Source organism: Nocardioides sp. (genome assembly GCF_050246775.1).
In the GTDB taxonomy this organism is placed as follows: domain Bacteria; phylum Actinomycetota; class Actinomycetes; order Propionibacteriales; family Nocardioidaceae; genus Nocardioides.
Genome location: NZ_JBFWVK010000001.1, coordinates 337929 through 352354, shown reverse-complemented (window position 1 = coordinate 352354; position 14426 = coordinate 337929). Strand labels below are relative to the sequence as shown.

Here is a 14426-nt window from a genome sequence, read left to right as displayed (position 1 = left end):
GGAGGATCAGTTGACCTACGTCATCGCCCAGCCGTGTGTCGATCTCAAGGACCGTGCCTGCGTCGACGAGTGTCCGGTCGACTGCATCTACGAAGGCAAGCGGATGCTCTACATCCACCCCGACGAGTGCGTCGACTGCGGTGCCTGTGAGCCGGTCTGCCCCGTCGAGGCGATCTTCTACGAGGACGACACGCCGGAGCAGTGGAAGGACTACTACACCGCCAACGTCGCCTTCTTCGAGGACCTCGGTTCACCTGGTGGCGCTGCCAAGATGGGCGTGATCGACAAGGACCACCCGTTCATCGAGGCGCTTCCTCCGCAGAACCAGGAGTGACTTCCCGGCTCGTCTCCGCCCGGCTCCCGGACTTCCCCTGGGACCATCTGACGACCTACGCCGCCACGGCGCGGGCGCATCCGGACGGCATCGTCGACCTGTCGGTCGGCACCCCTGTCGACTCGACCCCCGAGTCCGTCCAGGCGGCGCTGCGCGGCGCCAGTGACGCGCCCGGCTATCCGCTCACCGTCGGGCGGGTCGAGACCCGTCAGGCGGCGATCGACTGGCTGGCCCGACGATTCGGCGTGGTCGGTCTCGGCCTGGACGCCGTCCTTCCGGTCATCGGGTCCAAGGAGCTCATCGGCTCGCTCGCCGTACACCTCGGGATCGGTGCCGGCGACCTCATCGTCCATCCGGCCCTGGCCTACCCGACCTACGAGGTGGGCGCTGCCCTCGCCGGCGCGCGAGTCTTGGCGACAGACTCCCTGACCGCGATCGGTCCGGAGGTCCCGCGGTTGCTCTGGCTCAACTCGCCGTCCAACCCGACCGGGCGGGTGCTGCCGGTCGAACACCTCAAGAAGGTGGTCGACTGGTGCCGCCAGCGAGGCACTGTCCTGGTCTCCGACGAGTGCTATCTCGAGTGCGCCTGGGATGCCGAGCCCGTCTCGATCTTGCACCCCGACGTGTGCGGTGGTTCCTTCGAGGGCCTCCTCTCGGTGCACTCGCTGTCGAAACGGTCCAACCTCGCCGGCTACCGCTGCGCCTTCGTCGCCGGCGACCCGGCCCTGGTCGCGGAACTGCTGGCGGTGCGCAAGAACCTGGGCCTGCAGCTGCCGGCCCCTCAGCAGGTCGCCATGGCTGCGGCCCTCGACGACGACGTCCACGTGAGCGAGCAGCACGCGCGCTACGCGGCCCGGCGTACGGCGCTGCGTGCTGCCTTCGAGCAGGCCGGTTTCCGCATCGACCACTCCGAGGCGTCGCTCTACCTGTGGGCCAGTCGCGACGAGGACTGCTGGGAGAGCGTGGGTCGGCTGGCCGAGCACGGCATCCTGGTGGCCCCGGGCGCCTTCTACGGGCCCACCGGCAGCAGGCATGTGCGCGTGGCGTTCACCGCGACCGACGAGCGGGTGGCCGCGGCTGTGGAGCGACTCGCTGCCGCCTCGTGAGCTCGGTCAGCTGGACGAGATCGCGAGCACGACTCCGTGCAGGTCGCTGGCCTCGTGGCGGGGACCGGGCATCGGGTGGGCGGCCTGGCCTGCCGGCTGGCTGTGGATGCGGGATTCGCCTGCCGGTCGGTGTGGCTCCTGGTAGGCCTGCTGCGGGCGGCTCGCGGTGGCGCTCAGCACCCGGACGGCTGAGATGCTCTGCATCCGGACGACGGACTGCTCGCGCGCCTCGTTGCTGAGCACCAGTCCGTGGCCGTCGGAGGCCTGGACCGTGCCGCCGAGCCATTGCCCCTCCACGAGCACCTGGACCGGAAGGTCCTGGTCCTTGGCCCGGTTGAGTGCGGTGCCGATCGTGTAGACGGTCGAGTCGTTCATGAAATGTGCCCCCCATTTTCTCCCCGCGAGTGCGGGGAGCCCCAGCGCCAATCTAGGTGCCACCCCGCCGCGAATCCATCCTTGGCACCCGGAACAGTGTCATCGGGCCAGGCCTTGGCCCTGACCATGACTCGATCGGACCATCCGGTGGCCGACGAGCGGTCGGGGACGCCTCAGGCCACGTCGACGTGGACATGGTCGCGGTGCTCGAGGATCGCGATCGTGTCCTTCGACTTCCCGGAGGTGTCGCCGGGATCGTAGTCGCGCCATCCGGACTCCGAACGCCGCCCGGAGGTCCAGATCCGGTCGTCGAAGATCACGTGGTCGATGTCGAGGCGATCTGCCTGGGCCACCAGATAGCTGGCGATCGCCCAGCCGAGCCGTGTGTTGTCGGCACTGATCGGTCGCACGAACACGTCGAGGGCCCGGCCCTCGTAGTGCGCGGAGCCGGGCATGTGCCCGCTCGTCACCCCGCCGGGGGCGAAACCACCCAGCGGAAGCTCTCCGAACGCCGCCTCGAGGTCGCGACGGACCGCGGCGGCGGGCTTGGTGAGGCCGGCCGGGTTCAGCTTGCGTCCTCCCGAGGCGGCCTCGTCGACGACACAGGTGAAGGCGCTGGGGGAGTAGCCCGTCAAGGCGGAGGCGACCGCCCGGGCGTCCTCGGCGTGGTCCTGGTAGGCCTCGGGGAAACCGGAGCGCTGCACCTCCTGGGCTGCCTCGGTGATCCTCATGTCCTCGTAGCCGTCGATCTGCTCGAGGGCGTCGTAGAACGTGTTGATCGAGTAGTAGGGGTTGAGGATCTCCTTCACCGTGCCCCAGCCCTGCGAGGGCCGCTGCTGGAAGATCCCCACGGAGTCACGGTCGCCGGTCTCGAGGTTGGTGATCTTGCTCTCCTGGTAGGCCGTGGCCAGCGCGATGCTCACCGCTCGTGCCGGCAGGCCCCGACGCACGCCGATCGCGGCGATCAGGGCCGCGTTCTCGGCCTGCTCGGTCGACAAGGACACCTCCAGCCCGTCGACCGTGGCCGTGCAGCCGGGAGGGTCGGCCAGCGGGCCGACGCCGGTCCACAGGGCGACCGCGCCCGCCGTGATGACTCCGAGCCCCACCACACCGATGAGAGCCGCCTTGGCGCCTGTCCCCATCAGTTGGCGTGCAGGGCGGCGTTCAGCTCGATGCCCTTGCCGTCCGCTCCGCCCTTCCACGGCACGGCCTCGATCGCTCCGGTGACCGAGTTGCGGCGGAAGAGCACGTTGCTGGCCCCCGACAGGGTCAGCGCCTTGACCACCGAGCCGTCCTGCAGGGTCACCTTGGTGCCCGCAGTCACGTAGCACCCCGCCTCGACCACACAGTCGTCGCCCAGGGAGATGCCGATCCCGGCGTTGGCGCCGAGCAGGCAGCGCTCACCGACCGACACCACCTCCTTGCCACCACCCGACAGCGTCCCCATGATCGACGCGCCGCCGCCGATGTCGGAACCGTTGCCGACCAGGACCCCGCCCGAGATCCGGCCCTCCACCATGGAGACTCCGAGAGTCCCGGCGTTGAAGTTCACGAATCCCTCGTGCATCACGGTGGTGCCCTCGGCCAGGTGGGCCCCGAGGCGGACCCGGTCGGCGTCGGCGATCCGCACCCCGGAGGGCAGCACGTAGTCCACCATGCGGGGGAACTTGTCGACCCCGAACACCGTCACGTGCCGACCTTCGCGCTGCAGGCGGGCGCGAGTGAGCTCGAAGCCCTCGACGGCGCATGGACCTGCCGAGGTCCACACCACGTTGGTCAGCAACCCGAAGACCCCGTCCAGGTTGATCGAGTGCGGCACCGCCAGCCGACTGCTCAGCAGGTGCAGTCGCAGCCACACGTCCTGGGTCGAGACGGGCGCGGCGTCGAGGTCGTCGACGACCACCAGCTCCACCGTCCGGCGTACGCCGCGGGCCGGGTCGTCGCCCTCGAGGGCGCTGAGGTCCGCGGGGATGGCGGGGTCGTCGGGGACGCTGCCCCGTGCGGGCGCGGGGAACCAGACGTCCAGGACGGTGCCGTCGGCGGCGAGAGTCGTGAGGCCGAAGCCCCAGGCAGAGTGGGTCACGGGACCCAACTCTACGGACCCGGCACGACTACTGGCCCGTGCGCCCGTCCACACACTCGCGCAGCAGATCGGCGTGGCCGACGTGGCGGGCGTACTCCTCGATCATGTGCACCAGGACCTCGCGCAGGGCTACCGGCCCGTCGTGGTGGGCTCCTTCCACGTCGAGCGAGGGAGCCGAGGCGACGTACTCCTCGGCATGGGCGACCTCGCGCCGCCAGGACTCCCAGGCATCCGCCACCACGGCGGGGTCGGGCACGGCACCGTTGAAGTCGAGATCGCGGTCCTCGCTGCTCCAGTAGAGCCGGGGCAGGTCCTGGCCCTCCATCACCCGGCGGAACCAGCTGTGCTCGACCTTGGCGAGATGGCGGACCAGTCCGAGCAGGGAGAGGGTGGAGGGGGGCACCGAGCGGCGCGCCAGCTGCTCGGCGTCCAGGCCCTCGCACTTCATGGCCAGAGTGAGTCGGTAGTGACGCAGGTAGTCCACCAGCGTGGCTCGCTCCCCGACCGGGCTGGTGCCGGTGTCGCGGGGATCGTCGTCGGGGTCGACCCACATGTCGGGAAAGCTGCGTTCGGTCACGGAGCCACGCTCGCTGCTCACGGCACGGAACGCAACCGGTATTGATTGGCGGGCAACCTCGACCAGCCCGTACGCTGGTCCCAACAGCGTCTGAGCCGTCATCAGCGGCGAGCTTCCGGAGGAACGGCTTCGGCCCAGTAGAACCGGACGGGTGGGCCCGTCAGAGCCTTCGATGAAGCGGTCCTGGTCTCGACAAGCTCGATGACCGAGAGCAGGGCAAGCGAGGTGGTACCGCGGCTCCTCCGGGAGGTCGTCCTCGTGGATGTTCGAGCCCACGACCGCAGGAGAGCCACTGATGACCTACCCCAAGGTCTCCACCGACCCCGATCAGTCGGGCGTCCCCTCGAGCCCCAGGTTCCCGGCCATCGAGGAGCGGGTGCTGGACTACTGGAAGACCGACGACACGTTCGTGGCCAGTGTCGAGCAGCGCGACCCCGGCTCGGATGGTGAGAACGAGTTCGTCTTCTACGACGGCCCCCCGTTCGCCAACGGGCTCCCGCACTACGGGCACCTCCTCACCGGCTACGTGAAGGACCTGATCCCGCGCTACCAGACCATGCGCGGCAAGCGCGTCGAGCGCCGCTTCGGGTGGGACACCCACGGGCTGCCCGCCGAGCTCGAGGCGATGCGCCAGCTCGGGCTCAAGACGACCGACGAGATCCACGAGCTCGGCATCGAGAAGTTCAACGACGCGTGCCGGGCCTCGGTGATGAAGTACACCGACGACTGGCGCGAGTACGTCACCCGTCAGGCACGCTGGGTCGACTTCGAGCACGACTACCGCACCATGAACCCCGACTACATGGAGTCGGTGATGTGGGCCTTCGGTCAGCTCCACGAGAAGGGCCTGATCTACGAGGGCTTCCGGGTGCTGCCCTACTGCTGGAACGACGAGACGCCGCTGTCCAACCACGAGCTGCGCATGGACGACGACGTCTACCAGATGGTCACCGACCCCGCGGTCACCGTGGGTCTGCGCCTCGAGGATCGCGGTGACGACCTGGACGGGGTGCTGGCTCTCGTGTGGACCACGACGCCGTGGACCCTGCCCAGCAACCTGGCGATCATGGTCGGCTCCGAGATCGAGTACGTCGTCGTCGAGGCGCCGGTCCCGGGCACCGACCGCACGGCCCGCTACCTGCTGGCCGCCGCCCGGCTGGCTGCCTACGCCCGGGAGCTGGGGGAGGAGCCGACCGTGGTCGGGAGCTACCGCGGCGCCGATCTGGTGGGCCGTGGCTACACCCCGCCGTTCTCCTACTACCTCGGCCGTGAGCGGGCCTTCCGGGTCGTCGCGGCTGACGACGCCGTCACCACCACCGACGGTTCCGGGCTCGTGCACACCGCCGGAGCCTTCGGTGAGGTCGACAAGGAGATCACCGACCGCGAGGGCATCGAGCCGGTCATGCCGGTCGGCAAGGACGGGCGGTTCACCGAACCGGTCCTCGAGTACGCCGGCATGCTCGTCTTCGACGCCAACCTGCCCATCATCGACCACCTGAAGGCGGCGACCCGGGTCTCGACAAGCTCGACCACCGACGACACAAGCTCGACCACCGAAGCGACCGGCTCGGTCACGCCAGGCACGGTGCTGCTGCGCCGCGAGGGCTACGAGCACTCCTACCCGCACTGCTGGCGCTGCCGCGAGCCCCTGATCTACAAGGGGGTCTCGTCGTGGTTCGTCGAGGTCACCGCGATCAAGGAGCGGATGCTGGAGCTCAACGACCAGATCCGCTGGGTGCCCGAGCACATCAAGGACGGTCAGTTCGGCAAGTGGCTGGCGAACGCCCGCGACTGGTCGGTGACCCGCAACCGGTTCTGGGGCTCGCCGGTGCCGGTGTGGAAGAGCGACGACCCGGCCTACCCGCGCGTCGACGTCTACGGCAGCTTCGCCCAGCTGGAGGCGGACTTCGGGGCGCCGCCGCTGAACGACGGCGTTCTGGACCTGCACCGCCCCTACGTCGACGACCTGGTCCGACCGAACCCTGACGATCCGACCGGGCGTTCGATGATGCGCCGGGTCCCGGACGTGCTGGACGTCTGGTTCGACTCCGGCGCCATGAGCTTCGCCCAGGTGCACTACCCGTTCGAGCACGCCGACTGGTTCGACGGCACGGCGACGAGCAAGGGGCACTTCCCGGGCGACTTCATCGTGGAGTACATCGGGCAGACCCGCGGCTGGTTCTACACCCTGCACGTGCTGGCCACCGCGATCTTCGACAAGCCGGCGTTCGAGACCTGTGTCAGCCATGGGATCGTGCTGGGGTCCGACGGCAACAAGATGTCGAAGTCCCTGCGCAACTATCCCGACGTACGCGAGGTCTTCGACCGGGACGGAGCCGACGCGATGCGCTGGTTCCTGATGTCCTCGCCGATCCTTCGCGGCGGCAACCTGGTCGTCACCGAGCAGGGCATCCGCGACTCGGTGCGCCAGGTGATGATCCCGCTGTGGAACAGCTGGTACTTCTTCTCGCTCTACGCCAACGCGGCGGGCAGTGACGGGCACGAGGCGTCGTGGTCCACGAGCTCGACCGATCCGCTGGATCGCTATCTGCTGGCCAAGTGCCGGCAGTACGTCGAGCAGATGACCGACCAGCTCGACAACTACGCGGTCGCCGAGGCCTGTGACTCGACCCGGTCGTTCCTCGACGTGCTCACCAACTGGTACATCCGGCGCTCCCGGGAGCGCTTCTGGGCTGCGGGCGGGATCGTCGACGAGGGTGCGTTCAACACGCTCTACACGGTGCTCGAGGTGGTCAGCCGCGTCACGGCTCCACTGCTGCCGCTGACCACCGAGGAGATCTGGCGCGGCCTGACCGGCGGCCGTTCGGTGCACCTGACCGACTGGCCGCTGGTCTCCGACCTGCCGGCCGACGATGCTCTGGTGGCGGCGATGGACGTGGTCCGCGATGCCTGCTCGGCCGGGTCCGCGCTGCGCAAGAGCGCCGGCCTGCGCAACCGGCTCCCGCTGTCGGGACTGACGGTGGTGGTCTCCGACGCGGCTTCCCTGGGCGGCTTCGAGGGCATCATCGCCGACGAGCTCAACGTGAAGTCGGTGCGGTTGCTCGACGCCGCCGAGCCGGAGGCCGCGACGTACGGCGTCTCGCAGAAGCTCAACGTCAACGCGCGTGCTGCCGGGCCCCGGCTGGGCAAGGACGTCCAGGTCGCGATCCGGGGGTCCAAGTCGGGCGACTGGTCGGTGGCCGAGGACGGCACGGTGACTGCCGGTGGGCTGGTGCTCGTCGAGGGTGAGTTCACCCTGGAGACCGTGGCCGGCGGCTCGGGTGGCACGGTCACCGGGATGCTGCCGCGCGGCGGGTTCGTGGTTCTCGACACCTACCTGACGCCGGAGCTCGAGGCCGAGGGCCTGGCCCGTGACCTGGTCCGCCAGATCCAGCAGGCTCGACGCGACGCCGGACTCGACGTCTCGGACCGCATCGCCCTGCGGGTCGGGGGCCCCGCCGACGTCCTGGCCGCGGCGCGCACCCACGAGCTCCTCATCGCAGGTGAGACGCTGGCCACCAGCGTGAGCTTCGTGGAGGCGCAGGAGACCGAGATCGAGCTGGCGACGAGCTGAGGAGTGGCTGATCGGTGCCGGTCGGCTGACAGGATGGGTGCATGAGTCTGGATCTGAACGCTGACACCGTGACCCTGACCGAGCAGCTGGTCAACATCGAGTCGGTGAGCCACGACGAGCAGGCGATCGCCGACGCGATCGAGGCGGCGCTGTCCCCGCTGCGGCACCTCGAGCTCACCCGGCGAGGCAACACGATCGTGGCCAGGACGGCGCTCGGGCGCCCCGAGAGGGTGGTCATCGCCGGGCACATCGACACGGTGCCTCTGAACGACAACCTGCCGGCCCGCAACGATGGCACGCATCTGCACGGGCTGGGGACCTGTGACATGAAGGGTGGGGTCGCGATCGCGCTCAAGCTCGCCCAGGACCTGGTGAGGCCCAACCGCGACATCACCTTCCTGTTCTACGAGTGCGAGGAGATCGAGGCCGAGCACAACGGCCTGTCCAAGCTCGTCGTCAGCGACCCCGACCTGATGGCCGCCGACTTCGCCATCCTGATGGAGCCGTCGAACGCCGGGGTCGAGGCTGGTTGTCAGGGCACGCTTCGCGTCGACGTCCGGCTCACCGGTGAGCGTGCGCACTCGGCGCGCAGCTGGCGCGGGGTCAACGCGATCCACCGCGCCGCCGCGGTGCTCACCCGGCTCGCCGAGTACGACGCCCGACGCCCCGTGATCGACGGCCTGGAGTACCACGAGGGTCTCAACGCGGTCTTCATCAGTGGGGGAGTGGCTGGCAACGTGCTACCCGACGAATGCGTGGTGACCGTCAACCACCGCTTCGCCCCGGACCGGAGCGAGGCTGAGGCGGAGGCGTTCGTGCGCGAGTTCTTCGACGGCTTCGAGGTGGCCGTCTCGGACTCCGCGCCCGGTGCCCTGCCGGGCCTGGACAAGCCGGCCGCCAAGGACTTCCTGGCCGCCGTGGGGGGCCAGGTGAACCCGAAGTTCGGCTGGACCGATGTCGCCCGGTTCACCGGGTTGGGGATCCCGGCGGTGAACTTCGGCCCGGGAGACCCGATGCTGGCGCACAAGCAGGAGGAGTTCGTCCCTCTCGAGCACATCGCTCGCTGTGAGCGGCAGTTGCGTGCGTGGCTCGGTGAGGACCGGTGAGCGATCCGATGGCCGACCAGGAGAAGTACAAGGGCCCGGTCCTGATGCGGCGCGCCCGCATCGACCGGGGCACCACCGACCAGCGACTGCTGGACTCGCGGGGCGACTCCGACTGGGTGCACACCGACCCGTGGCGGGTGCTGCGGATCCAGGCCGAGTTCGTGGAGGGCTTCGGCACCCTGACCGAGCTGGGGCCTGCGATCGGGGTGTTCGGGTCTGCCCGCACCGCGGTCGACGACCCGTACTACGCCTTGGGTGAGGAGCTCGGCCGCAAACTGGTGCAGGCCGGTTTCGCAGTGCTGACCGGTGGCGGCCCGGGTGCCATGGAAGCGGCCAACAAAGGGGCGAGTCTGGCCGGCGGCAAGAGCGTCGGCCTCGGCATCGAGCTGCCGTTCGAGACCGGCCTCAACGAGTGGGTCGAGCTCGGCATCAACTTCCGCTACTTCTTCGCCCGCAAGACGATGTTCGTCAAGTACTCGCGCGGCTTCGCCGTCCTGCCCGGCGGCCTGGGCACCCTGGACGAGCTCTTCGAGGCGCTCACGCTGGTGCAGACCGAGAAGGTGACGTCCTTCCCCGTGGCCCTGATCGGGGTCGACTACTGGAGCGGACTGATGGGCTGGCTCACCGACACGGTGCTGGCCGACGGGAAGATCTCGCAGCGCGACCTCGACATGCTGACCGTGACCGACGACATCGACCAGGTCGTCGAGCTCATGGTGGAGGCGCAGGCCGACCACGGTCTCACCGTGGTGTCGCGAGCCGAACGGGAGGAGTCCGAGTCATGATGTGGTTCTTCGCGATCCTGGTGGTGCTGGCACTCGGTGGCGTCGCGGCCGTCGCGTCCGGCCGGGGTACGCCGCTCGCCGAGGCCTACGACGATCGCCCCGACGCGCTCGTCCCGGCGGATCGACCGCTCGAGGCCGCCGACCTGCGCGCGGTCCGGTTCTCGACCGCCCTCGTGGGCTATCGGGTCTCCGAGGTCGACGCCCTGCTCGACCGGCTGGCCCGCGAGCTCCAGATCGAACGTGACCGCACTGCGGCCGGTCGTGGCGACGACGAGGCCGTCTAGGGCACACTGCCTGTCGTGTCCACGCCCGTCCTCGTCAACGTCGTCTACGTCCTGACTGCGCTGGCCGGTCTCGTCGTGGTCCTGACCCGAGTCCGCCTCGCCCGGGCGCTGGCCTCCGGTGCGTTCCCGATGGGTCGCGGCCTCCTGAACCTGCACACGGTGGCAGGTGTGCTGGCCCTGGTCATCTGGGTGGTCTTCCTGGTGGCCGACGAGGAGACGTTCGCCGGGGGTTCCCTGGTGGGCATCATCGCGCTGTTCTTCTGGTGGGTCACGGCCCTGGTCGGGCTGATGACCTTGGCGCGCTGGTTGCCGAGTCGTGGCAGGCATGCGGGGGACACGGCCATCGACTCCTCCGGCCTCGGCCCCTGGTTGTCGTTGCTCGCGCATCTGGGCGTGCTCGTCGGTGTCGTGGTGTTCACGTGGGCCTACCTGAGTTCGGCGGTGTGACGATGTCTCGATTGATCCCCCTCTTCCTGGCCACGGTGCTGGCGAGCACGGTGCTGGCCGGGACCGAGAGCATCGCCGTAGGGGTCGCGCAGCCCCCACCGCCCCGGGCCGCCGTACCGAGTCTCGCCACGCGTCCGGCAGTCCTCGAGACGCGGGTGATCGGCCGATCCGCGAAGGATCGCCCCATCGTGGCCTACCGCCTGGGCAAGCCCGGTCGACCGGTCGTGCTGGTCATCTCAGGGATGCACGGCAATGAGGGCGCTCCGCGCCAGATCCTGCGCTCGTTGCGCGACGGTCCCCCGGTGCGGGGCATCGACCTGTGGATCCTGCCGTCTTACAACCCCGACGGGCTGGTGCGCCACACTCGCAAGAACGCCCATGGGGTGGACCTGAACCGCAACTTCCCCTACAGCTGGCGCGATCTGGACGGCAGCTACGAATCGGGTCCCCGACCCGGCTCCGAGCCCGAGACCAAAGCAGCGATGAGGTTCCTGCGCGACATCCGCCCCCGGCGCATCGTGAGCTTCCACCAGCCACTCAACGGCGTGGACACCGACACCAAGCTCCCGGCCTTCTCCCGGCGGCTGTCTCGGCACCTCAACCTGCCGCTGAAGAACTTCAACTGCACCGGGGTGTGTCACGGCACCATGACGGGTTGGTACAACCACAACTTCCCCGGCGCGGCCGTGACCGTCGAGTACGGCGCCCACCCGGGCCGGCACCGCATGCGGGTCACGGCACCGCGCCAGCTGTTGCGTGCCCTGGGCGGGCGGCGCTGAGGCTCAACGCCCGGTGAACACCGGCTTCTCCTTGGCCACGAACGCGGCGACGGCGTTGCGGTGGTCCTCGGTGGATCCGGTGGCCGCCATCATCGTCGCCTCGAACGCCAGGGAGTCCTCGAGGCTGTGCCCGGCGGCGTACGCCACGGAACGACGGATGGCCCCGTAGGAGACGGTCGGACCTGCGGCCAGGCGGGTGGCCAGCTCATCCACGGTGGCCGCGAACTCCTCGGCCGGGACCACGGTGGTGGCCAGACCCAGGGCGAGTGCGTCGGCTGCTGACATCGTGGTGGGCTGGTAGAGGAGCTCGATGGCCTTGGCGTGACCGACGAGCCGCTGCAGGGTCCAGGAGGAACCGGTGTCGCAGGACAGCGCCACCCCGGTGAAGGCCAGGTTGAACCCTGCCGACTCGACGAGGATCCGGAAGTCGCAGGCGAAGGCCAACGAGGCTCCGGCGCCGGCAGCCACCCCGTTGACCGCGGCGATCACGGGCTTCGGCATCGTGGCCAGGGCGGTGACGATGGGGTTGTAGTGCTTCTCGACGGTGCTGGACAACGCGCCGTCGGGGTCGGCGGCCAGCAGGGCGATGTGCTCCTTCAGGTCCTGCCCGACGCAGAAGCCCCGTCCGGTCCCGGTGAGCACCACGCACCGCACCGCGGCGTCGGCCGAAGCCTCCTGGACCCGGGCCAGCAGGGCCTCCTTGGTCGCGAGGTCCAAGCTGTTCATGGCCTGAGGACGGTTGAGGGTGATGGTCGCGACGCCGTCGGTGACGACGTAGGACACGGGCTGTTCGGGCATGGTGGACCTCTCGGTGACGGGTCTGTTCAGGGTAGTGGTCAGGGCGAGGCTCTCCATGAGGGATAATGGTTGCTGCGTACTGCGCCGACCGGCGCGTGACGACGAAAGAAGAGGTGCGCGCATGGCGGCGATGAAGCCGCGGACGGGCGACGGTCCGCTTGAAGTCACCAAGGAAGGGCGCGGCATCGTGATGCGAGTCCCGCTCGAGGGCGGTGGCCGTCTGGTCGTGGAGTTGAACGCCGACGAGGCCGGCGCACTCGGTGATGCGCTCAAGGACGTCGTCGGCTGACGGGCGTGGCCATCTCGGAGTCTCACGCCGCTGTCCTGCCACCGCAGGTCTCTCCCCCCGAGTTCGCACTCAGCGCTCTGCTTCCGCATGCTTTGCGGGGTGTCGAGGCGCTGGCCGTCCCCGTGTTGCCCGGCGAACCACTGACCCTGGGGCCGGGAGCCGGCGAGCTGCTCGACCTGCTCGACCTCGACGGGTTCGCGCTGCTGGAGCACCACGCGGCGACCGGGGCCGCCGGTGAGGTGACGACTCACCCCGTGCTGGGCCGGGATGACCTCGCCCTGGTCGCGTTCGTCGGTGTCGGCGATCAGACCCCGGCGGATCTGCGTCGGGCCGGAGCCGCTCTGGCGAGGGCGATGACCGGCCGGGCCAGCGTCGCGACCACCGTCGCCTCGGTGGTGCCCGACGAGGGCTTCGAGGCCTTCGTCGTCGGCGCCATGCTGGGGTCCTTCGGGTTCGCCTGGCGCCAGGACGGCCCGACCTCCCGGCCGGTGGCCCAGATCGTGCTCGCCGGAGCCCACGCGGGGCGCGAGGCCCCCCTGACGCGTGCGCTTGCCCTCGGCGGCGCCGGCTGGCGGGCCAGGGCGCTGGCCACCGTGCCCTCCAACGTCAAGAGTCCGCAGTGGCTGGCCGATCAGGCGCAGGCCGTCGCGGATGCCGCTGGGCTCGGGTTCCGGGTCTGGGACGAGGTCGAGCTCGCGGCCGCGGGGTTCGGCGCGCTCGTGGGTGTCGGCCGGGCCTCCGCCACCCCGCCCCGGCTGATCCAGCTCGACTACACCCCCCGCGGCGTGTCGAGCTCCACGGCTCACGTGGTGCTGGTGGGCAAGGGCATCACCTTCGACTCCGGCGGGCTGTCGATCAAGCCGGGTGAGGCGATGGCGACGATGAAGCGCGACATGACCGGCGGCGCCGTCGTGATCGCCACCCTGGGTGCGCTCGCCGAGGTGGGGTGTCCGGTCCGGGTGACCGGGTTGATCCCGACTGCCGAGAACGCGATCAGCGGCAGTGCACTGCGCCCGGGCGACGTGGTCCGGCACTACAACGGCCGCACCACCGAGGTGACCAACACCGACGCGGAGGGTCGCCTCGTGCTGGCCGATGCGATGGCCTACGCCGTGGCCGAGCTGGCTCCCGACGTCCTGGTCGACGTGGCCACCCTCACCGGTGCCATGAAGATCGCGCTGGGCTTGCGCACGGGTGGCTACTTCTCCAATGACGAGGCCCTGGCCAGCCTGATCGCCACCGCTGGAGCAGCCTCCGGCGAGCCGTTGTGGCGCTTCCCGCTGGCGAGCGTCTACGAGGACAAGCTGGCCTCGAAGGTGGCCGACGCCGACAACGCGGCCGGCACACCGGGGGCCATCACGGCGGCGCTCTTCCTCCAGCACTTCGCTGGGGACGTGCCCTGGGCTCACCTCGACGTCGCGTCGTTCGGTGACTCTCCCACCGAGAACTACGAATGGACGACCGGACCCACCGGGTTCGGCGCTCGCGCTCTCCTGGCGTGGTTGCGCCAGGAGGAGCCGCTGAAGGGAGTGGGCTCGTGAAGGGTCTGACGGTTCGCTGGTCGTTGGCCGAAGCGCCGGAGGGTGTCGAGGAGGCGTTGGCGTCGTACGTCGCCGACACCTCGCACGCGCGATTCACCGGGATGGCCGGCCTGCGCTTCAAGACCTGGCGGATGCGGGCCGGGGAGTGGTTCGAGGGCTGCTACGTCTTCGTCTCCGACGAGGCGCGAGCGGAGTTCCAGGCCACCTTCTCCGCCGGCGCCGCGGACGCCCCTGGGTCCCAGATCGTCGGCGCGCCCCCGATCCTCATCGAACCCTGTGACATCGTTGCGGTCGCCGAGGGCTGGGACGGCTTCGAGGCCACGCCGCGCGCCTGAGCGGCGGCCATCA

At 69.7% G+C, this 14426-nt stretch carries 16 protein-coding genes; 11 read left to right on the top strand and 5 right to left on the bottom strand.

From position 1 onward, the window contains the following. The first annotated feature begins 10 nt into the window (after positions 1 to 10). Both fdxA and dapC read left to right on the top strand, forming a co-directional pair. Positions 11 to 334: a ferredoxin gene (gene fdxA / locus AB7I40_RS01760; RefSeq protein WP_428346648.1), complete on the top strand. Its 324-nt coding sequence runs from the start codon at positions 11 to 13 to the stop codon at positions 332 to 334. Then, entirely contained in the window at positions 331 to 1440 is a 1110-nt protein-coding gene (gene dapC / locus AB7I40_RS01755) for a succinyldiaminopimelate transaminase (protein WP_428346649.1), read from the top strand. Before fdxA ends, dapC begins: the two co-directional genes overlap by 4 nt. Before the next feature lie 6 nt (positions 1441 to 1446). Here dapC and AB7I40_RS01750 read toward each other — a convergent pair whose 3' ends face one another. The 4 genes from AB7I40_RS01750 to AB7I40_RS01735 form a co-directional block, all read right to left on the bottom strand. Next, positions 1447 to 1815 carry a hypothetical protein gene (locus AB7I40_RS01750; RefSeq protein WP_428346650.1) on the bottom strand — a complete coding sequence of 123 codons (369 nt, stop codon included), beginning with the start codon at positions 1813 to 1815 and terminating at the stop codon, positions 1447 to 1449. A gap of 173 nt (positions 1816 to 1988) precedes the next feature. Next, entirely contained in the window at positions 1989 to 2957 is a 969-nt protein-coding gene (locus AB7I40_RS01745) for a hypothetical protein (RefSeq protein WP_428346651.1), read from the bottom strand. Continuing rightward, entirely contained in the window at positions 2957 to 3898 is a 942-nt protein-coding gene (dapD, locus tag AB7I40_RS01740) for a 2,3,4,5-tetrahydropyridine-2,6-dicarboxylate N-succinyltransferase (protein ID WP_428346652.1), read from the bottom strand. Before dapD ends, AB7I40_RS01745 begins: the two co-directional genes overlap by 1 nt. Before the next feature lie 28 nt (positions 3899 to 3926). Continuing rightward, complete coding sequence (locus AB7I40_RS01735; RefSeq protein ID WP_428346653.1) at positions 3927 to 4475, bottom strand: DinB family protein; 549 nt, start codon at positions 4473 to 4475, stop codon at positions 3927 to 3929. Positions 4476 to 4770: 295 nt separating this feature from the next. On the opposite strand from AB7I40_RS01735, the gene ileS reads away from it, so the two are divergent. Genes ileS through AB7I40_RS01705 form a run of 6 tightly spaced genes read left to right on the top strand, consistent with a single transcriptional unit; the run spans position 4771 to position 11450 of the window. Next, entirely contained in the window at positions 4771 to 8049 is a 3279-nt protein-coding gene (gene ileS / locus AB7I40_RS01730; protein ID WP_428346654.1) for an isoleucine--tRNA ligase, read from the top strand. A 41-nt stretch (positions 8050 to 8090) separates the two neighbouring features. Continuing rightward, positions 8091 to 9155: a succinyl-diaminopimelate desuccinylase gene (dapE, locus tag AB7I40_RS01725; protein WP_428346655.1), complete on the top strand. Its 1065-nt coding sequence runs from the start codon at positions 8091 to 8093 to the stop codon at positions 9153 to 9155. Between the two features lie 44 nt (positions 9156 to 9199). Continuing rightward, a complete protein-coding gene (locus tag AB7I40_RS01720; RefSeq protein ID WP_428346742.1) occupies positions 9200 to 9940 on the top strand; it encodes a TIGR00730 family Rossman fold protein in 741 nt (246 codons plus the stop codon). After that, the gene (locus tag AB7I40_RS01715) at positions 9937 to 10224 is read left to right on the top strand and encodes a DivIVA domain-containing protein (protein ID WP_428346656.1); all 288 of its coding nucleotides are present in this window, start codon (positions 9937 to 9939) and stop codon (positions 10222 to 10224) included. Before AB7I40_RS01720 ends, AB7I40_RS01715 begins: the two co-directional genes overlap by 4 nt. A gap of 15 nt (positions 10225 to 10239) precedes the next feature. After that, a complete protein-coding gene (locus AB7I40_RS01710) occupies positions 10240 to 10671 on the top strand; it encodes a hypothetical protein (RefSeq protein ID WP_428346657.1) in 432 nt (143 codons plus the stop codon). Positions 10672 to 10673: 2 nt separating this feature from the next. Further along, a complete protein-coding gene (locus tag AB7I40_RS01705; protein WP_428346658.1) occupies positions 10674 to 11450 on the top strand; it encodes a M14 family zinc carboxypeptidase in 777 nt (258 codons plus the stop codon). Positions 11451 to 11453: 3 nt separating this feature from the next. Here AB7I40_RS01705 and AB7I40_RS01700 read toward each other — a convergent pair whose 3' ends face one another. Beyond that, a complete protein-coding gene (locus tag AB7I40_RS01700) occupies positions 11454 to 12248 on the bottom strand; it encodes an enoyl-CoA hydratase-related protein (RefSeq protein ID WP_428346659.1) in 795 nt (264 codons plus the stop codon). Positions 12249 to 12369: 121 nt separating this feature from the next. Here AB7I40_RS01700 and AB7I40_RS01695 point away from each other — a divergent pair, with 121 nt between their 5' ends. From AB7I40_RS01695 to AB7I40_RS01685, 3 genes are read left to right on the top strand one after another with little or no spacing between them, the layout of a single operon-like run. Further along, on the top strand, positions 12370 to 12537 hold the full coding sequence (locus AB7I40_RS01695) for a DUF3117 domain-containing protein (protein WP_082599809.1): 168 nt from the start codon (positions 12370 to 12372) through the stop codon (positions 12535 to 12537). 5 nt (positions 12538 to 12542) lie between these two features. Next, entirely contained in the window at positions 12543 to 14078 is a 1536-nt protein-coding gene (locus AB7I40_RS01690; protein WP_428346660.1) for a leucyl aminopeptidase family protein, read from the top strand. Further along, entirely contained in the window at positions 14075 to 14413 is a 339-nt protein-coding gene (locus AB7I40_RS01685) for a hypothetical protein (protein WP_428346661.1), read from the top strand. The genes AB7I40_RS01690 and AB7I40_RS01685 overlap by 4 nt, the downstream gene beginning before the upstream one ends. Positions 14414 to 14426: the final 13 nt, after the last annotated feature.